The following is a 22,531-nucleotide window of genomic DNA, read 5'->3' on the forward strand; positions in this document are numbered from 1 at the left end:
TATCGGGGTGCGGGGGGTGTGGTGCCCTCGATGGGTGGTTAGGTCAGTGCGGTTAGGGAGTCTTGGAGGATTTGCAGGCCTTCTGCTGCTTCGGATTCGGTGAGGGTCATTGGTGGGCCGATGCGCAGGACGTTTTTGTGTAGTCCGCCTTTTCCGATTAGCAGGCCGCGCTTTTTCGTTTCTTCTAGCATTTGCTTGGCCGCGGCGGTATTCGGCGTTGTGGTGCCGGGTTCGATTAGTTCGACGCCGATCATCAGGCCCTTGCCGCGTACCTCGCCGACGAAGGGGCTGTTCGCCGCGCGCAGGCCCCGTAGCAGCTGGTCGCCGCGGGCTTTGCAGTTCGCTTGCAGGTCGTGGTCGTCGATGTAGTCGAGGACGGCCAGCGCGCCCTGCATGGACACCGGATTGCCGCCGAAGGTGGAAAACGACTCGGCTTGGAAGCAGTCCATGATGTCTCCGCGGGCCACCACGCCGCCGACCGCGAGGCCGTTTCCCAGGCCCTTGGCGAAGGTCATCATGTCCGGCACCACGTCGTGGGCCTGGATGCCCCAGTAGTGGTCGCCGGTGCGGCCCCAGCCGGTCTGGACCTCGTCGGAGACGAAGAGGATGCCGTGTGCGTCCAGGACTTCCTTCATCGCCTTGAACAGGCCGTCCGGGGGCGAGCTGAAGCCGCCGACGCCCTGGATCGGCTCCGCGATCAGGCAGGCGACGTCGCCCGCGGTGGCGGTTTCCAGCAGTTCCACCAGGTCGGCGACACAGGCGTCGATGTAGGCCGCGTCGGGCAGGTCGCGGAAGGGGCTGCGGTAGCGGTAGCCGCCGTGGACGTAGTTGACCTTGATCGGGCTCAGCGAGGACGCCGACCAGCCGCGGTTGCCGGTGATCGCGACCGTGCCGAACGACCGGCCGTGGTAGGAGTTGCGCATCGCCAGCACCTGGTTGCTGCGGCGGTACTGGGTGGCGAGCATCAGCGCGGTGTCGTTGGCTTCGCTGCCGGAGTTGGTGAAGAACACCTTCGCGTCCGGGATGCCGGAGCGTTCCGCGATCCGTTCGGCCAGCTCCACCTGCGAGCGGATCAGGTACAGGGTCGAGGTGTGCAGGACGCCGGTGTCCAGCTGCTTGCGGACCGCGTCGCTGATCGCGGGGATGTCGTAGCCCATGGCGTTGGTGAGCACGCCGGCGAAGAAGTCGAGGTAGGTGCGGCCGTTCGCGTCGGTGAGGCGGCGATCTTGGGCCTGCACGATTTCGATCGGCTCGTCGTACAGCAGGGACATCCAGGACGGGAGCACCGCGCGGTGGCGCGCGAGCAGGTCGTCGGTCATGTGAGTTCCCTCCGCTCCGGGGTCTAGCGAGTATGGGGAGCGCGGGAAACGGGCGACAACGATCAGACTGTCGGGTTGTCTTCGGGGCGCCGCACAGTGTGTACGGGAAACCGCGTCGAAGTCGAGGCTGGCCTGCGACTACCCTTCTGTCCGTGATTGACCCCAGGACTCTGCGCGAAGACCCGGAAGCCGTGCGCGCGTCGCAGCGTGCCCGTGGCGAGGACGAGGGAGTGGTCGACAAGCTGCTCGACCTCGACACGCGCCGCCGCTCTGCGATCGCGACCGCCGACAAACTGCGGGCCGAGCAGAAGTCCGTGTCCAAGCAGGTGCCGAAGGCCTCGGCCGACGAGAAACCCGAGCTGCTCGCCCGCGCCAAGGACCTGTCGGCGCAGGTCAAGGCCGCCGAGGTCGAGCAGAACGAGGCGTCGGAGGAGTTCGACAAGCTGTTCCGCGTCCTGCCGAACCTGGTGCACCCGGACGCGCCGATCGGCGGCGAGGACGACTTCGCGGTGCTGAAGACCGTCGGCGAGGTGCCGTCGTTCAATTTCACCCCGCGCGACCACCTCGACCTGATGGAAGGCCTCGGCGCGCTCGACATGGAGCGCGGCGCGAAGGTTTCGGGCTCGCGGTTCTACTTCCTGTCCGGCGTCGGCGCGCAGCTGCAGCTCGCGCTGCTGAACATGGCCGTGGCGCGCGCGATGGCGAACGGCTTCACGCCGATGATCACGCCGTCGCTGGTCCGCCCGGAGATCATGGGCGGCACCGGCTTCCTCGGCGCGCACTCGTCGGAGGTGTACCGGCTGCGCGACGACGACCTGTACCTCGTGGGCACGTCGGAGGTCCCGCTCGCGGGCTACCACTCGGACGAGATCCTCGACCTCGGTGCCGGTCCGCGCCGTTACGCCGGCTGGTCGTCGTGCTACCGCCGCGAGGCCGGGTCGTACGGCAAGGACACCCGCGGCATCATCCGGGTGCACCAGTTCGACAAGGTCGAGATGTTCGTCTTCGCGAAGCCGGAGGACGCCGAGGCCGAGCACGAGCGCCTGCTCGGCTGGGAAGAGGACATGCTCGCCGCGATCGAGGTCCCGTACCGGGTCATCGACACCGCGACCGGCGACCTCGGCACGTCCGCCTACCGCAAGTACGACTGCGAGGCGTGGGTCCCGACGCAGGACACCTACCGCGAGCTGACGTCGACGTCCAACTGCACCACGTTCCAGGCCCGCCGGCTGTCCGTCCGCTACCGCGACGACAACGGCAAACCGCAAACGGCCGCCACGCTGAACGGCACGCTGGCGACCACGCGCTGGATCGTCGCGATCGTGGAAAACCACCAGCAGGCGGACGGTTCGGTCCGGGTGCCGGTGGCGCTGCGTCCGTTCCTCGGCGGGCTTGAGGTGCTGGAGCCGGTCAAGCGCTGAGTTTCCCGTCGCGATCGCCGGGTTGATCCTCCCCGTTCCGCAGGTGCGGAACCGCGCTGGTCAGTAGGGTGCGATGCGGTGCGGAGGAGGAATCAGCCGATGAGGTTCAAAGGTGCGGCGGTCGCCATGGCGGCGGTCGCGATGCTGCTCGCCGGGTGCACGCAGCAGGTGAGCGGCGTGGCTTCGCCGGTGCCGGGGCAGGGGCCGGTCACGCCGGTCGTCGATCCGTGCACGCTGCTCGACGCGCAGCAGCTCGCCGGGCTTGGCTACAAGCCGCAGGGCAAGCTGGTCAAGGCGCGCAAGGAACAGCGCGCGCCCGCGATGTGCCTGTGGACCGGGACGGACACCGACCACACGGTCGTCATGTCCGTCGGCTGGTCGGTCGACCTGAGCCTCGACGACTACCTCCAGGGCGCGATCAAGAAGGCCGATCCGGTGCAGCTCGGCGGGTTCCAGTGGACCCGCTATGCCGCGTTCATGGGCGGCAGCTGCGACCTGTACACGACGCTTTCGCCGAAGTCGTTCGTCTTCGTGAGTGTGTCCTATCCGGACGACGCGCAGGCTTGCGAGCGCTCGAAGAAGGTCGTGCCGCAGGTCTCCGCGCATCTGCCGGGCGGGCAGCCCGCGCCGTCGATCGCACCGAGCACCCCGCCGGAGGGCACCGCGCCGACGGGGCCGCTCGCGTCGGTCAATCCGTGTCAGCTGCTGAAGCCGGAGCAGGCGCAGCAGCTGAAGATGGTGCCGAAGGGCGAGCTGGACAGTTCCAAGGTCATCTCGCCGAACGTGACCTACTGCCTGTGGAAAGACACCGACGGCGACGGCGGGCAGAAGCCGTTCGAGGTGTGGGTCGGTCCGGACGTGCCGCTGAAACGCTGGCCGGGCATGGACGTCGCGCCGACCGAGCAGATCGACGCGAACGGGCGGAAGTGGTCGCTGTTCCCGAACTTCAACGATTCCGGCGGCGTGATCTGCGCGGCCGGGCTCGCGGTTTCGGACACCGCCTCGATCCAGATCGTGAGCGGACAGCTCGCCGATCCAGCCAAGGCTTGTGACGCGATCAAGGCCGGAATCCCGATGGTGTCCGGGAATCTGGCCGGCTGAAGCCGAACCAGCCGGACCAGCCGGTTCAGTCGGTGACCCGGTCGGCGATGTACTTGGCGATCTCCAGCGCGCTCGTCGCCGCCGGGCTCGGTGCGTTGAGCACATGCACCTGGTCCTTTGTGGACTCGATCAGGAAGTCGTCCACCAGCGAGCCGTCCGGGCGCAGCGCCTGCGCGCGCACGCCGGAGCCGTGGCGGACGATGTCGTCCTCGGTGACCGCGGGCACGAGCTGCGCGAGGCTGGCCGCGAAGCGCTTCTTCGAGAACGACCGCAGCACCTCCTCCAGACCGGTCGGGTACGCGTACTTGCGGGCGAGCTTCCAGGCACCGGGGAAGCGGGCGACGTCGGCGAGATCCTTCACCGACACGTCCGCCCAGCGGTAGCCCTCGCGGCGCAGCGCGAGCACCGCGTTCGGGCCCGCGTGGACGCTGCCGTCCAGCATCCGGGTCAGGTGCACGCCGAGGAACGGCAGCGTCGGATCCGGCACCGGGTAGATCAGGCCGCGCACGAGGTGGCGGCGCTCCGGCTTCAGCTCGTAGTACTCGCCGCGGAACGGCACGATGCGCGCGCTCGGCTTGAGACCGGCCAGTTCGGCGACGCGGTCCGCCTGCAGGCCGGCGCAGTTGACCAGTGCGTCCGCGTGCAGCACCTCGGAGCCGGTGGCCACCTCGACTCCGCCGCCGCGGGCCGGGCGGATGCCGAGCGCGGGGGTGTTCAGCCGCAGGTCCGCGTCCGCCTCGTCGAGCAGTCGCACGAGTGCTGCGCACACGGCCGGGAAGTCGATGATCCCGGTCGACTCGACGCGCAGCGCGGCGACGCAGGAGACCTCCGGCTCGTACTCGCGGGCCTCCGCCGGGGTGATCCGCTTGGCGGGCACGCCGTTGGCCTCGGCCCGCTCGGCGAGCGTGTCCAGCGCGGGGATCTCCTCCTCGCGCGTGGCCACCACGAGCTTGCCGCACACCTGCACCGGCACCCCGTACTGCCTGGCGAAATCCACAATGGACCGGTTGCCGCCGACCGACATCCGCGCCTTGAACGAACCCGGCTTGTAGTAGAGCCCAGCGTGCACGACATTGGAGTTGTGCCCGGTCTGGTGCGCTGCCCAGCGAGCTTCCTTTTCGAGCACCGTCACGTCCTGACCGCGCTGGGAAAGCTCCCACGCGACCGCCAGCCCGACGATTCCCCCACCGATCACAACGACGTTCCGCACGGCAGGGAAGGCTACGCGCTCTCCGGCGGCGCTGCGTACCCCCCGACGGCGTGGTACCGGTTCACTGAACCGGGGACAATCCGGCCAACACGAGCCGTTGATGCGGTTCAAGCTGCTTACCGGCGGTGTAAGCGGCGGCGAACCCGTCCGGTCCGAGCGCCTTCTCCGTGACCGCGGTGACCTGCGCGACATCGTGCTGCCCGGGCACGGCGGTCCCGCGCACCGCGGCCGCCGCGCCGAGCAGAGTGGCGGCGTCGGCGTACCCGCCCTCCTCGGCGAACACTCCGGCGACGCCCTCGAACGCGGTGGCCAGTGACCCGTGGTCATGCCAGCGGTGCGCGGTCTCGACCCCGAGCCGCATCCGCTCGCGGGCGTCCGCCGGGCGGTGCTCGGCCACGTCGATCCAGCCGAGCGCGATCGACGCGTTCGCCCGCACGATGGCGGCCGAGAACGAGTCCGCCGCGCATTCGGCGAGGGCTTGCTCGGCGAGCTTTCGCGCGCGGGTCAGATCGCCGGAGCGCCGGGCGAGACCGGACAGCCCGACGTGGCCGCTGGCACGCGTCTCGGGCATGCCGGTGCGGCTGGCCAGCTCGATGGTCCGCTCGTAATCGGCCTTAGCTCCGTCGAGATCGCCGCGCAACGCTCGGCTGTCGCCGCGTCGGCAGAGCAGGTCCGCGTAGTCGTCGGTCGCGCCGAGGGTCTGCATGAGGGTCAGGGATTCGGTCATCGCGGCGAGCGCTTCCTCGTGCCGTCCGCGCAAAACCAGCAGCTGCGACAGGTGATCGAGCGCCATCGACAGGCCCCAGCGTTCGCCGAGTTCCCGGTAGCGCGCTTCGCCTTCTCGCAAGCCACGCTCGGCTTCGTCCAGTTCTCCGGCGAGCATCGCGCGCAGTCCGTCGCCCATCGGCACGAGCGCGGTGAGCCACGGGTCGCGATGTTGCTGGAGCCCGGACAGTTGGAGCCGCGCGTCATCGTCCTCCGGCGGGCCGAGCACGACACCGGACAGCATGAGCATCATCGGATGCTCCGCGGCCCACGCTCTGTCCACTAAGTACTGCTCCACATAGGACCGGTAGCTCGCCGTCTCGGCGGCTTCGGGAGCGCCAGCCATCGCGGTCAGCAGGCACATGAGGAATTGCTCGCGGTGTCCCTCCGGCGGTTCCGCCGCGCAGTGCCGCACGATTTCCCGCGCCAGCGCCGCGCCTTCGTAACGTCGTCCGCGCAGCCACCAATACATCGAGAGCGCGGTGGAGATTCGCAAGGCGGTCGACGGATCCGCAGCGGCGGACCACCGGAGCGCGGCCACGATGTTGTCGTATTCGGCGTCGATTTTGCGCAGCCAGTCCAGCTGTTCCGCAGTACGCAGCTTCGGGTCGGCTTCTTCCACGAGACGCAGGAAAGCCTGTGCGTGCGCGTGCCGGAAGCGTTCGGTCTCGCCGGCTTCGTCGAGCTTCTCCGCACAGAAGGCGCGGATCGTCTCCAGCATCCGGTAGCGCCCGCTCGAAGGTTCCACCAACGACTTGTCGGCGAGTTCGGGGAGCAGGTCGACCGGGGCGTCGCATACCTGCTCGGCGTACGCGAGCGTCGCGCCGCCGGTGAAGACAGTCAGGCGGCGGGCGAGGCGGCGTTCGTCATCATCGAGGAGATCCCAGCTCCACTCCACGACGCCCCGCAGCGACCGGTGCCGCTCGTCCGCGGTCCGGCTGCCTCGGGCGAGGAGCTGGAAGCGATCGTCGAGCCGGGCGGCGATGTCGGCGACCGGCAGCGTGCGTACGCGGGCGGCGGCCAGTTCCAGCGCGAGCGGGAGGCCGTCGAGCGCGGCGCAGATCCGGATGACGTCGGGTGTCGTTTCGTCGGTCAGCCGGAAGGCCGGGTCGCTCGCCCGAGCGCGGTCGAGGAACAGCCGGACCGCGGGATAGGTCTCCGCGGCCTCGGCGTCCGGCGGCGGAACGGCGAGCCGGGGGACCGGCGCGAGCTGTTCTCCGGTGATGCCAAGCGGTTCCCGGCTCGTCGCCAGCACGCGCAAACCTGGGCACGCTGGCAGCAGCTGCGCGACCAACCGGGCCGCAGCGGCGATGACGTGCTCGCAGTTATCCAGTACCAGCAGCGTTGCCTGGTCGCGCAAGGTCGACACGAGGCGGTCGACGGGGTCCTGGCGGCCGCGGGCCCCTTCGCGCAGGCCGAGCGCGGTGAGCGCGGCCTGGGGAACGTCGTCGGCGACGTGCGGGGCCAGCTCCACGAAGACGCACGGACCCGCGTCCGCCGCGGCCTCGATGGCCAGCCGGGTCTTGCCGGTCCCGCCCGGACCGAGCAGCGTGACGAGCCGGGCGTGCCGCAGGAGATCCGCGACCTGCCGCAGTTCGCTGTCGCGGCCGACGAAGCTGGTGAGCTGCGCGGGCAAGGGCGTCGCGGAGTTCGCCGACTCGCCGCGCAGGGCGGCCAGATGCGCCTCGGACAGGTCTGGACCAGGGTCCGCGCCCAGCTCGTCGGCGAGCGTGCGGCGGGCGTCCTCGAACGCGGCGAGCGCCTCGGCGGTCCGGCCAGCCGCGTGCAGCGCCCGCACGAGCTGGGCTCGCGGCCGTTCGCGCAGCGGGTGTTCGGCGATCGCGGTGCGCAGTTCGTCGATGACCTCCGCGGCGCGGCCGAGCGAGATCTCCGCGTCGACCCGGTCGGCCGCCGCCTCAGCCCGTAGCTCAGTGAGCCGCGTGGCCTGGACCTCAGCGGCGGGGACGTCAGCGAACGCCGGCCCGCGCCACAGCGCCAGCGCCTCGCCGAGCAGGTCGCTGGCCCGCGTCGGATCGCCCGCGGCCAGCTCGCGGCGGCCCTCGCCGGCCAGCCGCTCGAAGCGGTGCGCGTCCACTTCGTCCGGTTCGATCCGGAGGCGGTACCCCGCCGAGGTGAATTCGATCGGCAGTTTCAGCGCGCCGCGCAGCCGCGACACCTGCGACTGGAGCGCGTTCGCCGCGCCGTCGGGCGGCTCCTCGCCGTAGAGCCCGTCGATGAGCCGCTCGGCGGACACGAACCGGCCGGCGTCCGCCGCGAGCAACGCCAGCAGCGCCCGGCCTCGCGGGCCGCCGACCGCGACCGTCCCGCCCGCGCCGTCCCACGCGACGACGGCCCCCAGCACCCCGATCCGCATTCCGTGAGCCTAAGCCCCCGATCGGGTGCTTACCGGCGGGTTCCGTCCCCGAAAAGGACGTCAAGCGCGACTTCTATACACTTCGGCGCGACCCCGCGCAATGCGGGACACCCCGATGCACAGGAGATCTACAGTGGGCGAACCCGTCCTGCTCGGGAAGCCGACCGTCGGCGACGAGGAGCTTGCCGCCGTCGCCGAAGTGTTCCGTTCCGGCTGGCTGGCCGGCGCGGGCCCGGCGTGCCGTCGCTTCGAGGAGCGGTTCGCGCAGGTCACCGGCACCGCGCACGCTCTGACCACCAGCAACTGCGGCTCCGCCCTTTTCCTGGGCCTGAAGGTGCTCGGCGTCCAGCCCGGCGACGAGGTGATCGTCGGGGACTACACGTTCCCCGCCACCGGCCACGCCGTGCTGCAGGCCGGGGCGAAGCCGGTGTTCGCCGACATCCGCCCGGACCTCTTCAGCGCCGACCCGGCCGCGATCGAGGCGCTGATCACGCCGCGCACGGTCGGCATCCTGGCGGTCGACGTCGCGGGCCAGCCCGGCGACTTCGACGAGTACCGCGCGATCGCCGACAAGCACGGCCTGTGGCTGTTCGAGGACGCCGCCTGCTCCGCGGGCGCGACCTACCGCAACCGCCCGGCGGGCAGCCTCGCCGACCTCGCCGCGTTCTCCTTCCACGGCCGCAAGGGCATCACCGCGGGCGAGGGCGGCGCGCTGGTCTCCGACCGCGAGGACCTGATCGCGCACGCGCGCAAGATCCACACCTACGGCATCGAGCCCGCGATCAGCCGCGAAGGCTCGGACGCGCTGCCGATCCCGTCCTTCCACGAGCTTGGCTGGAACTTCCGGCTGTCGGACATCCAGGCCGCGATCATGGGCGTGCAGCTGGACCGGCTGCCCGACCTGCTCGCCGCCCGCCGCTCGGTGGCCAAGCGCTACCACGAGGCGTTCGAGGATGTCGACGCGCTGACCGTGCCGGTCGAAGCCCCCGACCGCGAGCACCCGTGGCAGGCATACTTGATCACGGTGGCCCCGGAGATCAGCCGCGACGCGCTGGCCCTGCGGATCCGCGAGCAGGGCGTCCAGTGCAACTTCGGCACCTACGCCTCGCACCTGCAGCCGGTGTACGGCGAGCAGCAGCCGCTGCCCGTCTCCGCCGACGCCTTCCGCCGCCAGCTGGCGATCCCGATGCACGCGGAACTCACCGACAGCGAAGTCGAGCGCGTGGTCACCACCGTGCGCGAAGCCGTGTCCGCCCTTTCCTGACCCGCCGACCTTCCTGAGGAGAACCCATGTCCGACAAGAAAGTTTTCTTCACCGGTGCCGGCGGTTTCATCGCCTCGCACGTGATCCCGATCCTGCTGGAGAAGGACTACACGGTCCGCATCTTCGACAACATGACCCGCGGCGACCGTGACCGCGTCAACGAGTTCGTCGCCACCGGCAAGGTCGAACTGGTCGAGAAGGACGTGCGCTACGGCGTCGGCGTCCGCGAGGCCATGCGCGGCTGCACGCACGCGATCCACTTCGCCACCGTGTCGATCAACAAGTCGATCGCGGACCCGGGCGAGTCGATCGACATCAACATGGTCGGCAACAACAACGTCTTCGCGGCCGCTGCCGACGAGGGCGTCGAGCGCCTGGTGTTCGCCTCCAGCGCCTCGGTGTACGGCGAGCCGGAGCGGCTGCCGATGCACGAGGACGACAAGCTGAACCCGCTCACCCCGTACTGCATCTCCAAGCGCGCGGGCGAGGACCTGCTCGGCTTCTACGAGCGCACCAAGGGCCTCTCCTGGAACGCGCTGCGGTTCTTCAACGTGTACGGCCCCGGCCAGAAGATCGAGGCGTACTACACCTCGGTCATCAACCACTTCATCCAGCGCCTGCGCGCCGGCCAGCCGCCGATCATCGACGGCGCGGGCGACCAGTCGATGGACTTCGTGCACGTCACCGACCTCGCCAAGGGCGTCGTCGCCGCGCTGGAGTCGGAGCAGTCGAACCTGCCGATCAACATCGGCACCGGCATCGACACCTCGATCGCCACCCTGGCGAAGATCCTGATCGAGGCCGTCGGCGTCGACGTCGAGCCGGTGTTCAACAAGCGCGACGTCCTCGTGTCCCGCCGCGCCGCGGACATCACCCGGGCCCGCGAGGTGCTCGGCTGGGAGCCGGAGATCACCGTCGAAGAAGGCATGCGCGCCCTGGTGCGGGACTCCGCGTGAGCCTCTCCGCCGACGCGTCTTCCGAGGGGAATGCGTAATGAGCACTGCGGGCCCGGCCGAAGGAAAGCCCATGCGGATCGTGGTGGTGAACAACTTCTTCCCGCCGCGAGTGGGCGGAAGCGCGCACATGTCGGCCTCGCTGGCCGCCGAGTACGCCGCCGCCGGGCACGAAGTGCTGGCGATCACCGCTGCCTACGGTGACGCGCCGGCGGAAGAGGAGCGCGACGGATACCGCGTCGTGCGCCTGCCCGCGGTGAAGATGCCGCAGCTCGGCCTGTCGATCGACTTCGACATGACGTTCGCGTCGATGCGGCCGGGCAACTGGCGGCGGCTGTGGAAGCTGCTGAACGAGTTCAAGCCGGACGCGGTGCACCTGCACGGGCAGTTCTTCGACCTGTCCTGGATGGTCGGCGTGTACGCGCGCCGCCGCAAGCTGCCGGTTCTGCTGACCATCCACACGCTGCTGATCAGCGAGAACAAGATGTACGGCCGGGTGTTCCGGGCGCTCGACGCGATGCTGGTGAACCCGGTGCTGAAGTACCTGCGCCCGCGCTACGTCATCCTCGACAAGCTCGGCGTGGACTACTGCGTCGAGCGCTACGGCACGAGCGACGACAACTCCGAGTACTTCCCGATCGCGGTGGACACCGGGCACTTCGCCAAGCCGGTGACCAAGGACGTGCGCGAGGAACTGGAAATCGGGGACGCGCCGCTGATCGTGTCGCTCGGACACGTGATCCCGCTGCGCAACCGGCTCCCGCTGATCGAGGCACTGCCCGCGATCCTGGAACGGCACCCCGGCCTGCGCGTGGTGATCGTCGGCCGGGTGTACCACGACGCTTTCCAGCGCCGGGCCGAGGAACTGGGCGTAGCGGACGCCCTGATCGTCACCGGCGCGGTGCCGAAGGCGGACGTACCCGCGTACTTCGCGGCCGCGGACATCGTGACGCACGATCTCAACGGCGGCTGCGGCACCGCGTCACTGGAAGCGATGCTGTCCGGGACGGCGACCATCGCGTCGGTTACTGAGGACAACTACCCCGGCATCGAACTGCACAACGGCGAGAACATCCTGCTGGTGCGGCCCAACGATTCCGAGGCGGTCGCGACGACCGTACTGTCCCTTTTGGACAACCCGAAGGAACGCGCGCGGATCGCGGAACGGGAAGCCGCGATGGTCCGGGACAACTTCGGACTGGACGTAGTGGCCGAGGAACACCTGCGAGTGCTCACGAAACTGGTGGCGGACAACTGATGTTCTTCGACGACGAGCGCAGCAACCGGTTGCGCCCGATGATTCTCAACGATGTGGTTTCGCAGTACCTGAACGATGCCGAGCGGGCCAAGTTCTATGGCCTGCCGGAATCGTGCCGGGTGCGCGAACGGGTCAAGATCGTCAGCCCGGACAACCTCACCATGGGCGAACACTGCTGGGTCGGCGAGGGCGCGACCCTCGACGCCAGCGGCGGACTGGAAATCGGCGAGCACACCAGCATCGGGCTGAACACGCTCGTGTTCACGCATTCGAGCTGGCTCGCGAACATGGCGCTGGAAAACCATTCCGGCAGCGATTTGATCGAACGCAAGCCGGTGAAAATCGGCAAAGGCTGCTTTATCGGCGGCCTCGTGGTGATCATGCCGGGCGTCACGATCGGTGACTTCGCGACGGTGCAGCCGAACTCGGTGGTCGCGAAGGACGTCCCGGCCCGTTCGTTGGTGGCGGGCAACCCAGCGCGCGTGTTCCAGCGGTACGACGAGGAGTACATCGAGGCGGAGGTGAAGCGGGTCCGCGAGGAAAACGCCCGCCGCCGCGCATTGTCGGACGACCCGTCCGGCTGGGGCTCCCCGTCGGGAGACTTCAGCGAGAAGTGACTCGGACACGGTGCGTGAGGCGCTGGCGGATGCTCCGGGTAACATGGGACACTGCTCTCAGTCACTGACGGTGAAGGAGACCCCATGAGCGTCCTTGAGTGGCCTCACCACCTCCTGACCCTTGACGACTGGGCGGACCTGCCGGAACACCCGGAGGTCCGGTTCGAGGTCGTCGAAGGGGTCCTGTCCGTGTCGCCGCGTCCGATGTCGCTCCACCAGCTGATCATCAGCAGATTGCCGTATCTGCTGACGACGCAGCTGCCGCCGGAGCTGGTCGCGGTCGGAGAATTCGAAGCGGTGCTGGCCGAGGTCCCGCCTACGGTGCGGGTGCCGGACGTGTTGGTCGCTCCGTCGGACCTCATCGAGGCCAATGTCCCCCGGGTCGGGGCGAGCGACGTTTCCCTGGTGGTCGAGGTGCTTTCGCCGGGGACCAAGGACGTCGATCAGGGTGCGAAGCTGTTTGAGTATGCCGATGCCGGTATCGAGCATTACTGGATCGTCGATTTGGACCCGCCGGTCAGCCTGATTGCTTACCGGTTGGTCGATGGCGATTACGAGAATTTCGGTGAGCATTCTGGCAGCGTGGCGCTGGAGGTCGCGGGCACGCCGGTGAAGCTCGATCTCAACGCGCTCATCGATCCGCGCGCCCAGCGTTGACCCTTGATCAATGGGCGGTTCTCCTCGCAGACCCGGAGAGTCGGATCGAGGTCGTTGCCGGAGTTCTAGTCCCGTCGCCGCGTCCGATGTGGTTCCACCTGCGGTCAGTCACGCGGTTGGCGTTCCTTCTCGACGAGCAGTTCGGCCCGGAGATGAGCGCTGGCGCGGAGGCGGAGCTGCTCCTGTGCGAGAACCCGCTCACGATCCGTGTCCCCGATGTCGTCGTGACGTCGGCCGAGGTCGCGGAGGCCAACCCGCCACGCATTGCGGCGGCCGATGCCGAGCTGGTGATCGAGGTGCTTTCGCCGGGTACGAAGCACGTCGACGAAGGTGCGAAGCTTTTCGAATACGCCGATGCCGGTATCGAGCATTACTGGATTGTCGATCTGGACCCGCCGGTCAGCCTGATTGCCTACCGGTTGATCGACGGCGATTACGAGAATTTCGGTGAGCATTCCGGCAGTGTCGCGCTCGAGGTCGCGGGCGCGCCGGTGAAGCTCGATCTCAACGCGCTCATCAACCCGCGTGCCCAGCGTTGAGACGAGACTGACCAGCCATTACATCGACGCATCCCTCGCTCACCCGTAACCTGGACAGCAAGGCCCGCCGCGTTTCGGGTCGGGACCGGGAAGCAGGGGTGGGATGGTGCGCGGGGACGACGAGTTCGCCGACTTCGTGCGGTCCTGTTCGGCCCGGCTCACCCACGCGGCCTACCTGCTCACCGGCGACCGTCATCAGGCCGAGGACGCCGCTCAGACCGCCTTCACCCGCACCTATGCCGCCTGGCCGCGGGTGCGCCGGAAGAACCCCTACGCCTACGCCCGGCGCGTGCTCGCCAATCACGTCATCGACATCTGGCGCCGGCCGATTCGCGAGTACGCCACCGAGGAGATGCCGGAACCGGCGAAGGTGCCCGACATCTCGCACGCCGTCACCGATCGGGAATGGCTTTCCCACGCCTTGGCCCGGCTCACCGCGCGAGAACGCGCCGTAGTGGTTCTCCGGCATTTCTTCGATCTGCCGGAACACCAGGTGGCCGAGGAATTGGGCGTGTCTGTCGGCACGGTCAAGAGCACCAACTCGCGCGCGCTGGCGAAGCTGCGCGTTGACGGAGACGCGCTGGTCGGGGAGGTGACCGCGTGACGGACGAACTTGACCGGTTGCGCGCCGCGCTTCAGGAACCGCCCGCGGAACCGTTTGCTGAGCCCGATCTCGACCGGATTTTCAAAGAAGGCGGCCGGATCCGGAGGAGGCGGCGGTTTCTGACTTCCTCGGGCGCGGCGTTGGCGGTCGTCGCGGTCGTCTTCGGGGCGGTGTGGTTGCGTTCGCCTGGCAGTGCGCCGGAACAGATACACGCGGCCGCGTCGCCGCCGCCGGTCGTGACGAGTGTGGCTTCATCGAGCCCGGCACCGGCTGCGCCGCGTCCCCTCGGCGAGGTGATCTCCACCGGCACGTACACCGACGGCGCGGAACTTGTCTTCTACGCAACGGAAATCGACGACCCGGAGAACCTCCCGGCCGTCCAATTCGGAGTCATGGCCAGCCTGTACGAACCGGACGGCGACCTGCGTCCGCTCTACCTGGCCAACGAAACCGACGGCAAAGACCGCTCGTTCGGCTTCCACGCCACCTCGGGCGGCACCACGATTTCCGACACCTGGGTGCCGGTCTACGGCTATTTCAGTGGACCGGCCGCCCGCATCGAGACCACAGTGGACGGTCGCGCGGTACCGGCGCACACCGCGCGCTGGAGCGAGGATCCGGATGTGGTCGTGTTCTGGTTCGACCAGGACGACGTGCCGTCCGCCGAGCGGGCGAGCCCGCTGGTCGCCTACTCCGCGGACGGCAAACGCCTCACCAAATAAGGTCAGGCTGCCTCGGCCAGCACCTGGGCCACGACCTCGTGCGACGGCAGGATCAGCGCGCGCTCGACGTCCGCGTCCACCTTGCCCTCGAGCAGATCGACGAAGCGGTCCAGTTGGGTCGCCAGCGGTTCGCGCGCGGTGACCAGCTCCGGGATCTCGATCACGGTCTGCTGCCGGTAGCCGAGGCCGTCCGGGGTGACCGAATCGTGCGAGACGTGCCGGTAGATCGTCACGTCGCGGCGCAGCAGGTCGATCTCCACCATCCGGTCCAGTTCGGACACCGTGAGCGACCGGACCTTGCGCTGTGCCAGCCGCGAAGCCGACACGGTGGCCAGTCCGTTCGGGAACGACAGCACCGTTTCGATGGTGTCCTCGGCCCCGGTGACCGACTGCGGGTGGAAGTAGCCCGCGCTGGAGGTGACCCGGCCCGGCGTAGCCCCGCCGAAGAACTGGATCGCCAGGTCGACGTCGTGCACCAGCAGGTCCCACGCGACGCCGGTCTTGATCCGCGGCGCGTACGGGCCGTGCCGGCGCGCCATCAGGTGCACCGGTTCGTTCACCAGCGCCCGCGCGGTCATCACGGCCGGGTTGTAGCGCTCCAGGAGCCCGCACATCAGCGGGACGTCCTTCTTTGCCGACAGGGCAACGATTTCCTGCGAGAACTCGAGGCTGTTGCACACCGGCTTCTCGACCAGCATCGGCTTGCCCTGGCCGAGAATCTCCTGCGCCAGCTCGTAATGCACCTCGGTGGCCGAGGCGAGTACCACAGCGTCCACATCGGACAGTGAGCCGATTTCCGGCGTCCACTCGGTTTCGTACCGGTCAGCGACCGCGCGGCCGGCTTCCTCGCGCGGGTCGATCACGCGGGCGAGGTCCACCCGGTCGTTCTGGGACAGGACTCGCGCGTGCAGCGAGCCCATGTTGCCGGTGCCGACGAGTGCGATGCGGTGTGTCATGCGCCGAGCACCTCGCGGACGGTCTCGATGATCTTGTCCAGCTCGGACTCGGTCAGCCGCGGGTGCACCGGCAGCGAAAGCGCTTGCGCGGCAACGGCGGACGCCACCGGGAAGTCCTCGACGCGGGCGTCCGGGATCAGCGGGTGGCCGCGGTAGCAGTCGTAGTCGAAGACGATCTTCGGGTAGTAGATCCCGTTGCCGATGCCGCGTTCGGTCAGCGCGCTGGCGAACTCCTCGCGCGAGAGCATCGCGTGCGGGCCGACCAGCACGGTGTACTGGTGCCACACGTGCTCGCGGCCGGGCAGCACCTGCGGCACCTCGAGGCCCGGCGTGCCGGCGAGTCCCTCGGACAGCCGCTTCGCGTTGGCCTGGCGGGCCGCGGTGAGCTGGTCGAGCTTCTCCAGCTGCGGGATGCCGACGGCGGCGTGCAGGTCGGTCATCCGGTAGTTGTGGCCGGCCATCTCGTACTGGTAGCGGGCCTTCATGCCCTGGTTGCGCATGACGCGCAGCTTGTCGGCCAGCTCGTCGTCGTCCGTGGTGATCACGCCGCCCTCGGCGGTGGTCACGTTCTTCGTCGCGTACAGCGAGAAGCAGCCGATGCCGTACGAGCCGGCCTGCTTGCCCTCGAACGACGCGCCGACGGCCTGCGCCGAGTCCTCGATCACCTGCAGCCCGTGCTCGGCGGCGAGCGGCGCGAGCTTGCCCATGTCCGCAGTCTGGCCGTACAGGTGCACCGGCATCAGGACCTTGGTCCGGTCGGTGACCGCCGCGGCGACCGCGTCGGAGTCGATCGCGAAGTCGTCGCGCCGGATGTCGGCGAACCGGACGGTCGCGCCCGCCTCCAGAATCGCGTTCAGCGTCGCGACGAAGGTGAACGGCGAGGTGACCACCTCGTCCCCCGGCTGAAGGTCCAGCGCCTGCAGCGACGCGACGAGCGCGGTCGTCCCGTTGTTCACGGCGATGGCGTGCTTCGTGCCCGCGACGTGCGCGAACGCGTCCTCGAAGCGCTTGACCATCGGCCCCTGAGCGATGGCGCCGGATCGCAGCACCTCGACGACCAGGTCCTCCGCGTCTCGGACGTCGACCACGGTAATGGGGATCATCGGCAGTCTCTCTCGGCTGGGGAAATCGATGCGTCCGGTACAGTGCTAGGCGCTCCGGCCGCGAGGCCGGAAAGCCACCGGTTCTGCGCCCGGACGCCCTGCGTGCACGCGGGCCACACGTTACCGGGCGCCGCCGCCAGCCCTTGACCCCAGGCCGTCCCGGCCGGAAGCGACGAAACGGATCATCGACTGTGTCACCTGCGGCACCCAACCGGATCCACCCCACCGCAGTCCTCGGCGAGGGCGTTGAGCTGGGCGAAGGCAATGTCATCGGCCCGTACACGGTCATCGTCGGCCCGGCCCGCATCGGCGACGGCAACTGGATCGGCCCGCACGTGACCATCGGCACCCCTGGCGAGGATCGCGGGGGCCCGCACCCGGTCGCCTGGGAGGGCGGGCCGACCGGCGACCCGGCTCAGGACGGCCACGGCGTCGTCATCGGCAGCCGCAACCGGATCCGCGAGTACACCAGCATCCAGCAGGGCACCTGGCGCGCCACGACGCTCGGCGACGACTGCTACGTGCTGCGCGGCAGCCACATCGGGCACGACGTGCTGGTCGACGACCAGGTCACGCTCGCCTGCAACGTCATGCTCGGCGGACACACGCACGTCTGGCCGTTCGCGAACCTCGGCATGGGCACGGTCGTGCACCAGGGCGGCAGCATCGGCCCCGGCGCGATGGTCGGGATGGGTTCGGCGGTCCGCCGCGAGGTGGGTGCGTTCACCATCACGGTCGGCAACCCGGCCCGGGTGACCGGCGTCAATACGGTGGGCCTGTCGCGTCGCGGCCTGGACGAGGCCGCCGTCGAAGCCCTCGGCCCGTGGGTCAAGGGCAAAGGCGACCTCCCGGACGACGGGCTGCCCGAAGACCTCTCTACCTTGGTGAGGGCGTGGGACGCACGCCCGCGCGAAGAACACTAGGAGCTGTGAAGATGTCGGAAGTCGCCCCCAAGCTGCGCGAGGTCTTCGTCGAGGCGCTGGACCTCGACGGGGACGTGGACGTCGAGAACCTCAAGTACCGCGACCTCGAGGCGTGGGATTCGGTCGGCCACATGGCGCTGGTCGCCGCGATCGAGGACGAGTTCGACATCGAATTCGACACCGACCAGGTGATCGACATGTCGAGCTTCAAGGTCGCCGTCGACATGGTCACCGACCTCGTGTCGAAGAATGACTGATCTGACCGGACGCGTCGCGCTCGTCACGGGCGGGACGCGCGGAATCGGGCTGGCCACCGTGCGCGCGCTCGTCGAAGCGGGCGCCACCGTCGTGCTGACCGGGCGGGACGAAAGCCGGGCGAAGGAAGTCGCCGCCGAGGCGGGAGCCACTGCCGGTCTCGCGCTCGACGTCACCGACGCGAAGGCGGTTTCGTCGCTGGTGCGCGGCGTCGCGAAGGAACACGGGGCGCTCGACATCGTCGTCGCCAACGCCGGGGTTCTCGAGGACGCGCTGCTCGGCATGATCAGCGAAGACCTGGTCGACCGCATGTTCAAGACGAACGTCGGCGGCACGATCAACACCGTGCAGGCCGCGTCGCGCGTGATGAGCAGGCGCAAGTCCGGTGCGATCGTCCTGCTGGCCTCGATCGTCGGCGAGAACGGCAGCGCGGGGCAGACCGCGTACGCCGCGTCCAAGGCCGCTGTCGGCAATATCGCCCGGTCCGCGGCGAAGGAGCTGGGCAGGCACAACATCCGGGTCAACGCGGTCGCGCCCGGGGTGATCGAAACCGACATGACGTCCCACCTCGGCGAGAAGGTCATCGCCGAGCGCATCGAGGACACCGCGCTGGGCAGGCTCGGCAAGGCCGAGGAGGTCGCGAAGGCGATCCGCTTCCTGGCCAGCGACGAGGCGTCCTTCGTGACCGGCCAGGTCCTTGGCATCGACGGCGGCTTGGTGTTGTGAGTGCTGATGCCGGTTCTTACCGGCACGCGCACTCACGAGCACGACGAGGAGGTTCGGTGAATCTGGTTGGCGAAGGGGCCCGGCTGGTCGACGTGGCCGGCGGCGCCACGCTGGCGGGCGACGAGCTGGCGGCGGAGATCAAGCGGTCCGCGGCCGCGCTGGCGGACCTCCCGCCCGGCGTGCTGTTCGCGCGGATGTCACTGGACCTCGACAGCGTGCTGCGGTATCTCGGCGCGTTCGAGGCGGGCCGGGCGATCGCGCTGATCGACCCGGCGCTCGACGCGGACGTGCTCGCGGGCCTCATCACCCGGTTCCGCCCGGCCGCCGTGCTGGCGTCGCCGGAAGCGGACGCGCCCGAGGGCTACCGGGCCGAAGACGGGCACTGGGTGCGCGAGTCGGCCGACGGCGCGGTTCCGCACCCTGACCTCGCGGTTCTGCTTCCGACCAGCGGATCCACCGGCAACCCGAAGCTGGTCCGGCTGTCCCGGAAGGGCCTGCTGGCCAACGCCGACGCCATCGCGCAGGTGCTGGCGATCGACGAGAACGAGGTCGCGCCCACCTGCCTGCCGCTGCACTACAGCTACGGCCTTTCGGTGCTGAATTCGCACCTTTTGCGAGGTGCGACGGTGGTTATCGAATCATCCGGCGTGCTTGGCCGCGGATTCTGGGATTCGGTGAAGGAATACGGCGTGACGTCGTTGTCCGGCGTGCCCTATCACTACGAAATGCTGCGCCGGCTGAAATTCGACCCGGCGAAGTACCCGACCCTGCGGACGCTCACCCAGGCGGGTGGGAAACTGCGGGACGAACTGGTCGCCGAGTTCAACGACAAGATGCTCGCGGTCGGCGGCCGGATGTACGTCATGTACGGCCAGACCGAGGCGTCCCCGCGCATGACCACGGTGCCCGCCGAGCGGCTCGCGGACAAGATCGGCTCGGCCGGTCCGGCGCTGCCCGGCGGCGCGTTCGCCATCCGCCGCGACGACGGCGAGGAGACCACGCATCCCAAAATTGTCGGTGAGGTCCTTTACCGTGGACCCAACGTGATGATGGGTTATGCCGAGGACGAAGCCGGGCTGAGCGCGGGCGACGAATACGGCGGAACGCTGGCCACCGGTGATCTCGGGTATCTCGACGACGAGGGATACCTGTACATCACCGGCAGGCTCAAGCGGATCGGCAAGGTATTCGGCAACCGGGTCAGCCTCGACGACCTGGAGCAGGCCGTGCGCACCGCCGCGGTGGGCATCGACGTGGTGGCCGCGGTGCCCGCGGGCGACAAGGTCGTGCTGTTCGCCGAGCTGCCCGAGGGCGACGGCGCGAAGGCGATCTGCAAGGACGCCGCGCGGGCGCTGGCGGAGCGGCTGCACCTGCACAGCAGCGGGTTCGACGTGCGTCCGATCGACACAGTGCCGTTGCTGGCCAGCGGCAAGATCGACTACCGGTCGCTGGAAGGACGGGTATGAGTGTGTTCACGCGCTCGCAGGCGGAGCGAGAGGCGGCGCTGCTTCCTGAGCTGGCGGAGCTGACCGCGCACCACCGGGCGAACTCCGCCGGGTACGAGCGCATCCTGGCCTCGCTCGGTTTCGCGCCGGACGCGTCGTTCGCCACGATCGCCGACCTGCCGTGGCTGCCCGTGCGCATGTTCAAGACGCATGACCTGAAGTCCATTCCGGACGCCGAGGTGTTCAAAACCCTCACGTCCTCGGGCACTACCGGGGCCGGCGCGTCGCGGATCTACCTGGACAAGGAGGCGGCGGGCGCGCAGACGAAACAGCTCGGCGCCACCCTGCAGGAGGTGCTCGGCGGCGAGCGGCTGCCGATGCTGATGGTCGACACCATCGGCATCATCAAGAACCGCCGGTCGTTCTCCGCGCGCGGCGCGGGCGTGCTCGGCATGGCGAACTTCGGCCGCAAGCACACGTACGTGCTGGACGAGAACGACAAGCCGGACGTTGAGGCCGTGCGGAAGTTCCTCGCCGAGTACGGGGACAAGCCCTTCCTGATCTTCGGCTTCACCTTCATGGTGTGGCAGTACCTGTACGAGGTCGCCCGCGAGCACAAGCTGGACCTGTCGAACGGCATCCTCATCCACTCCGGCGGCTGGAAGAAGCTGATCGACCGCGCGGTCGACAACAGCGAGTTCCGCCGCCGGTTCGCCGAGGACACCGGCCTCACCCGGATCCACAACTACTACGGGATGATCGAGCAGATCGGCACCGTGTTCCTCGAGGGTCCGTCCGGGAACTCCTTGTACTGCCCCGATTTCGCCGACGTCGTGATCCGCGATCCGGAGACCTGGGAAGAGCAGCCGGTCGGCAAGCCAGGCGTCATCGAGGTGGTGAGCACGCTGCCGAAGTCGTACCCGGGACACGTGCTGCTTACCGAGGATCTGGGCGTCTACAACGGAATCGACGACGGCGACTGGCCGGGCAAGCACTTCTCGGTGCTGGGCAGGCTGCCGAAGGCCGAGGCCCGCGGGTGTTCGGACACGTTTACGGGAGCCGCCGCGTGAGTGCTTTGGAACAGCGTTTTCCGCTTGGCGACTCGGTTTCGGTCGGCGCGCTGCTGGACGAGCTGCGCGAGGAACCGCCCGGCGGCCGGTTGACCGTCGGCGATCCGCGGGTGGTCGAGTTCGTCACCAAGTTCGCGCGCAAGCTGCTCGCGCCCGCGCTGGCGCGCCGCTTCCCCGAGCTGGCCTCGCTGGGTTTCTTCCTGCGCAAGGGAGAACTCGCGAAGTCACTGTCCACTTTGGAAACCAGCGGCGATGCGCTGCGGTTCCCGCGCGGACTGGTCTTTCACGTGCCGCCGGCCAATGTGGACACCATTTTCGTGTACTCGTGGGCGCTGTCGGCGTTGGCGGGCAACAGCAACGTGGTGCGGGTGTCGTCGCGTTCGGCCGGTGCGGCGGAGGCCGTGCTGGAGGCGCTGAACGCGGCGATGGAGGACGTCTCGCCGGAGACCGCGGCCACGATCCGGGCCACCCAGCGGATGGTCACCTACGACCGCAGCGACGAGGTCAGCGGCGCGTTGTCGTTGGCCGCCGACCTGCGGGTGATCTGGGGCGGCGACACGTCCGTGGCCGCGCTGCGGAAGTACCCGCTGGCCCCGCACGCCCGCGACCTCACGTTCCCGGACCGCTCGTCGTTCGCGATCGCGTCGGTGCGCGGCTGGCAGGAGGCCGCACCGGAGCAGCGCAAGGCCGCCGCCGAGGGCTTCTACAACGACTCGTACTGGTTCGACCAGGCCGCCTGCTCGTCGCCGCGCGCGGTGTTCTGGGTCGGCGACGCATCCGGTGCCCAGGTCGCCGGACAGGAGTTCCGCGAGCTGCTCGCCGAGGTGCTGGCGGCGAAACAGCACGTCACCGAGCCGGCGATGGCCGTGCAGAAGCGCGTGTCGGCGTACGGCGCGGCGGTCGACGGGCTCGTGTCGTCGATCCGCTTCGACGGCAACGCGCTGGCCACGCTCGAGCTGGCCGACGCCACGGTGATGCCGCGCGAATGGCTGGGCGCGGGCACGTTCGCGAACGCCTCGGTGGCGTCGCTGGCCGAGCTGGTGCCGATCGTGCAGCGCAAGGACCAGACGGTGAGCCAGTTCGGGTTCACCCGGGAGGAACTGACCGGATTCGTGACGGCGCTCGCCGGACGCGGGGTGGACCGGGTCGTGCCCTTCGGGTCGGCCCTCACGTTCGCCGGGGTCTGGGACGGCTACGATCTGCTGTCCGAGTTCAGCCGACTGGTCACCGTACAGGCCTGAGGAGCTGA

The 22,531-nt window shown here is 69.0% G+C and carries 21 protein-coding genes; 16 read left to right on the forward strand and 5 right to left on the reverse strand.

What is annotated here, in order from left to right:
- Positions 1 to 38: 38 nt before the first annotated feature.
- Positions 39 to 1,319 (reverse strand): aspartate aminotransferase family protein, encoded by a 1,281-nt coding sequence (locus RPX00_RS14360; RefSeq protein ID WP_406640019.1) that lies wholly within the window; start codon positions 1,317 to 1,319, stop codon positions 39 to 41.
- A 152-nt stretch (positions 1,320 to 1,471) separates the two neighbouring features.
- Between RPX00_RS14360 and serS the strand changes: the two genes are divergently transcribed.
- Both serS and RPX00_RS14370 read left to right on the forward strand, forming a co-directional pair.
- Positions 1,472 to 2,740: a serine--tRNA ligase gene (gene serS, locus RPX00_RS14365; RefSeq protein ID WP_406640020.1), complete on the forward strand. Its 1,269-nt coding sequence runs from the start codon at positions 1,472 to 1,474 to the stop codon at positions 2,738 to 2,740.
- A 99-nt stretch (positions 2,741 to 2,839) separates the two neighbouring features.
- Entirely contained in the window at positions 2,840 to 3,841 is a 1,002-nt protein-coding gene (locus RPX00_RS14370) for a DUF3558 family protein (RefSeq protein WP_406640021.1), read from the forward strand.
- A 25-nt stretch (positions 3,842 to 3,866) separates the two neighbouring features.
- Here RPX00_RS14370 and lhgO read toward each other — a convergent pair whose 3' ends face one another.
- Entirely contained in the window at positions 3,867 to 5,051 is a 1,185-nt protein-coding gene (lhgO, locus tag RPX00_RS14375) for an L-2-hydroxyglutarate oxidase (protein WP_406640023.1), read from the reverse strand.
- Between the two features lie 61 nt (positions 5,052 to 5,112).
- The gene (locus tag RPX00_RS14380; protein ID WP_406640025.1) at positions 5,113 to 8,190 is read right to left on the reverse strand and encodes a BTAD domain-containing putative transcriptional regulator; all 3,078 of its coding nucleotides are present in this window, start codon (positions 8,188 to 8,190) and stop codon (positions 5,113 to 5,115) included.
- A gap of 115 nt (positions 8,191 to 8,305) precedes the next feature.
- Here RPX00_RS14380 and RPX00_RS14385 point away from each other — a divergent pair, with 115 nt between their 5' ends.
- The 8 genes from RPX00_RS14385 (at position 8,306) to RPX00_RS14420 (ending at position 14,804) form a co-directional block, all read left to right on the forward strand.
- Positions 8,306 to 9,454: a DegT/DnrJ/EryC1/StrS family aminotransferase gene (locus RPX00_RS14385; protein ID WP_406640026.1), complete on the forward strand. Its 1,149-nt coding sequence runs from the start codon at positions 8,306 to 8,308 to the stop codon at positions 9,452 to 9,454.
- A 26-nt stretch (positions 9,455 to 9,480) separates the two neighbouring features.
- The gene (locus tag RPX00_RS14390; RefSeq protein WP_406640027.1) at positions 9,481 to 10,410 is read left to right on the forward strand and encodes an NAD-dependent epimerase/dehydratase family protein; all 930 of its coding nucleotides are present in this window, start codon (positions 9,481 to 9,483) and stop codon (positions 10,408 to 10,410) included.
- 37 nt (positions 10,411 to 10,447) lie between these two features.
- A complete protein-coding gene (locus tag RPX00_RS14395) occupies positions 10,448 to 11,665 on the forward strand; it encodes a glycosyltransferase family 4 protein (protein WP_406640028.1) in 1,218 nt (405 codons plus the stop codon).
- Positions 11,665 to 12,282 (forward strand): acyltransferase, encoded by a 618-nt coding sequence (locus RPX00_RS14400; protein WP_406640029.1) that lies wholly within the window; start codon positions 11,665 to 11,667, stop codon positions 12,280 to 12,282. The genes RPX00_RS14395 and RPX00_RS14400 overlap by 1 nt, the downstream gene beginning before the upstream one ends.
- A gap of 84 nt (positions 12,283 to 12,366) precedes the next feature.
- Positions 12,367 to 12,939: a Uma2 family endonuclease gene (locus RPX00_RS14405; RefSeq protein ID WP_406640030.1), complete on the forward strand. Its 573-nt coding sequence runs from the start codon at positions 12,367 to 12,369 to the stop codon at positions 12,937 to 12,939.
- On the forward strand, positions 12,936 to 13,478 hold the full coding sequence (locus RPX00_RS14410; RefSeq protein ID WP_406640031.1) for a Uma2 family endonuclease: 543 nt from the start codon (positions 12,936 to 12,938) through the stop codon (positions 13,476 to 13,478). Before RPX00_RS14405 ends, RPX00_RS14410 begins: the two co-directional genes overlap by 4 nt.
- 103 nt (positions 13,479 to 13,581) lie before the next feature.
- On the forward strand, positions 13,582 to 14,082 hold the full coding sequence (locus RPX00_RS14415) for a SigE family RNA polymerase sigma factor (RefSeq protein WP_406640032.1): 501 nt from the start codon (positions 13,582 to 13,584) through the stop codon (positions 14,080 to 14,082).
- Positions 14,079 to 14,804 carry a hypothetical protein gene (locus tag RPX00_RS14420; protein ID WP_406640033.1) on the forward strand — a complete coding sequence of 242 codons (726 nt, stop codon included), beginning with the start codon at positions 14,079 to 14,081 and terminating at the stop codon, positions 14,802 to 14,804. Before RPX00_RS14415 ends, RPX00_RS14420 begins: the two co-directional genes overlap by 4 nt.
- 2 nt (positions 14,805 to 14,806) lie before the next feature.
- Here RPX00_RS14420 and RPX00_RS14425 read toward each other — a convergent pair whose 3' ends face one another.
- Together RPX00_RS14425 and RPX00_RS14430 are read right to left on the reverse strand one after the other, a co-directional pair.
- Positions 14,807 to 15,760 carry a Gfo/Idh/MocA family protein gene (locus RPX00_RS14425; RefSeq protein ID WP_406640034.1) on the reverse strand — a complete coding sequence of 318 codons (954 nt, stop codon included), beginning with the start codon at positions 15,758 to 15,760 and terminating at the stop codon, positions 14,807 to 14,809.
- Positions 15,757 to 16,863: a DegT/DnrJ/EryC1/StrS family aminotransferase gene (locus RPX00_RS14430; protein ID WP_406640035.1), complete on the reverse strand. Its 1,107-nt coding sequence runs from the start codon at positions 16,861 to 16,863 to the stop codon at positions 15,757 to 15,759. The genes RPX00_RS14425 and RPX00_RS14430 overlap by 4 nt, the downstream gene beginning before the upstream one ends.
- Before the next feature lie 191 nt (positions 16,864 to 17,054).
- Here RPX00_RS14430 and RPX00_RS14435 point away from each other — a divergent pair, with 191 nt between their 5' ends.
- From RPX00_RS14435 to RPX00_RS14460, 6 genes are read left to right on the forward strand one after another with little or no spacing between them, the layout of a single operon-like run.
- Positions 17,055 to 17,786 carry a UDP-N-acetylglucosamine acyltransferase gene (locus RPX00_RS14435; protein ID WP_406640036.1) on the forward strand — a complete coding sequence of 244 codons (732 nt, stop codon included), beginning with the start codon at positions 17,055 to 17,057 and terminating at the stop codon, positions 17,784 to 17,786.
- A gap of 11 nt (positions 17,787 to 17,797) precedes the next feature.
- Entirely contained in the window at positions 17,798 to 18,043 is a 246-nt protein-coding gene (locus RPX00_RS14440) for an acyl carrier protein (RefSeq protein ID WP_406640037.1), read from the forward strand.
- Positions 18,036 to 18,767, forward strand: coding sequence for an SDR family NAD(P)-dependent oxidoreductase (locus RPX00_RS14445; RefSeq protein WP_406640039.1), 732 nt, complete (start codon positions 18,036 to 18,038; stop codon positions 18,765 to 18,767). Before RPX00_RS14440 ends, RPX00_RS14445 begins: the two co-directional genes overlap by 8 nt.
- 56 nt (positions 18,768 to 18,823) lie before the next feature.
- Complete coding sequence (locus RPX00_RS14450) at positions 18,824 to 20,233, forward strand: AMP-binding protein (protein WP_406640040.1); 1,410 nt, start codon at positions 18,824 to 18,826, stop codon at positions 20,231 to 20,233.
- Positions 20,230 to 21,282: an acyl-protein synthetase gene (locus RPX00_RS14455; protein WP_406640041.1), complete on the forward strand. Its 1,053-nt coding sequence runs from the start codon at positions 20,230 to 20,232 to the stop codon at positions 21,280 to 21,282. Before RPX00_RS14450 ends, RPX00_RS14455 begins: the two co-directional genes overlap by 4 nt.
- Positions 21,279 to 22,523 carry an acyl-CoA reductase gene (locus RPX00_RS14460; protein ID WP_406640042.1) on the forward strand — a complete coding sequence of 415 codons (1,245 nt, stop codon included), beginning with the start codon at positions 21,279 to 21,281 and terminating at the stop codon, positions 22,521 to 22,523. The genes RPX00_RS14455 and RPX00_RS14460 overlap by 4 nt, the downstream gene beginning before the upstream one ends.
- Positions 22,524 to 22,531: the final 8 nt, after the last annotated feature.

The sequence above is a fragment of the Amycolatopsis sp. WGS_07 genome, from assembly GCF_045278895.1.
In the GTDB taxonomy this organism is placed as follows: domain Bacteria; phylum Actinomycetota; class Actinomycetes; order Mycobacteriales; family Pseudonocardiaceae; genus Amycolatopsis.

What these genes read in the sequence shown, in the direction of transcription:
- RPX00_RS14360 (WP_406640019.1), bottom strand. Translation starts at nt 1,319, where the DNA reads ATGACCGACGACCTGCTCGCGCGCCACCGCGCGGTGCTCCCGTCCTGG.
- RPX00_RS14370 (WP_406640021.1), top strand. Translation starts at nt 2,840, where the DNA reads ATGAGGTTCAAAGGTGCGGCGGTCGCCATGGCGGCGGTCGCGATGCTG.
- RPX00_RS14380 (WP_406640025.1), bottom strand. Translation starts at nt 8,190, where the DNA reads ATGCGGATCGGGGTGCTGGGGGCCGTCGTCGCGTGGGACGGCGCGGGC.
- RPX00_RS14385 (WP_406640026.1), top strand. Translation starts at nt 8,306, where the DNA reads ATGCACAGGAGATCTACAGTGGGCGAACCCGTCCTGCTCGGGAAGCCG.
- RPX00_RS14390 (WP_406640027.1), top strand. Translation starts at nt 9,481, where the DNA reads ATGTCCGACAAGAAAGTTTTCTTCACCGGTGCCGGCGGTTTCATCGCC.
- RPX00_RS14395 (WP_406640028.1), top strand. Translation starts at nt 10,448, where the DNA reads ATGAGCACTGCGGGCCCGGCCGAAGGAAAGCCCATGCGGATCGTGGTG.
- RPX00_RS14400 (WP_406640029.1), top strand. Translation starts at nt 11,665, where the DNA reads ATGTTCTTCGACGACGAGCGCAGCAACCGGTTGCGCCCGATGATTCTC.
- RPX00_RS14405 (WP_406640030.1), top strand. Translation starts at nt 12,367, where the DNA reads ATGAGCGTCCTTGAGTGGCCTCACCACCTCCTGACCCTTGACGACTGG.
- RPX00_RS14415 (WP_406640032.1), top strand. Translation starts at nt 13,582, where the DNA reads ATGGTGCGCGGGGACGACGAGTTCGCCGACTTCGTGCGGTCCTGTTCG.
- RPX00_RS14425 (WP_406640034.1), bottom strand. Translation starts at nt 15,760, where the DNA reads ATGACACACCGCATCGCACTCGTCGGCACCGGCAACATGGGCTCGCTG.
- RPX00_RS14430 (WP_406640035.1), bottom strand. Translation starts at nt 16,863, where the DNA reads ATGATCCCCATTACCGTGGTCGACGTCCGAGACGCGGAGGACCTGGTC.
- RPX00_RS14440 (WP_406640037.1), top strand. Translation starts at nt 17,798, where the DNA reads ATGTCGGAAGTCGCCCCCAAGCTGCGCGAGGTCTTCGTCGAGGCGCTG.
- RPX00_RS14445 (WP_406640039.1), top strand. Translation starts at nt 18,036, where the DNA reads ATGACTGATCTGACCGGACGCGTCGCGCTCGTCACGGGCGGGACGCGC.
- RPX00_RS14455 (WP_406640041.1), top strand. Translation starts at nt 20,230, where the DNA reads ATGAGTGTGTTCACGCGCTCGCAGGCGGAGCGAGAGGCGGCGCTGCTT.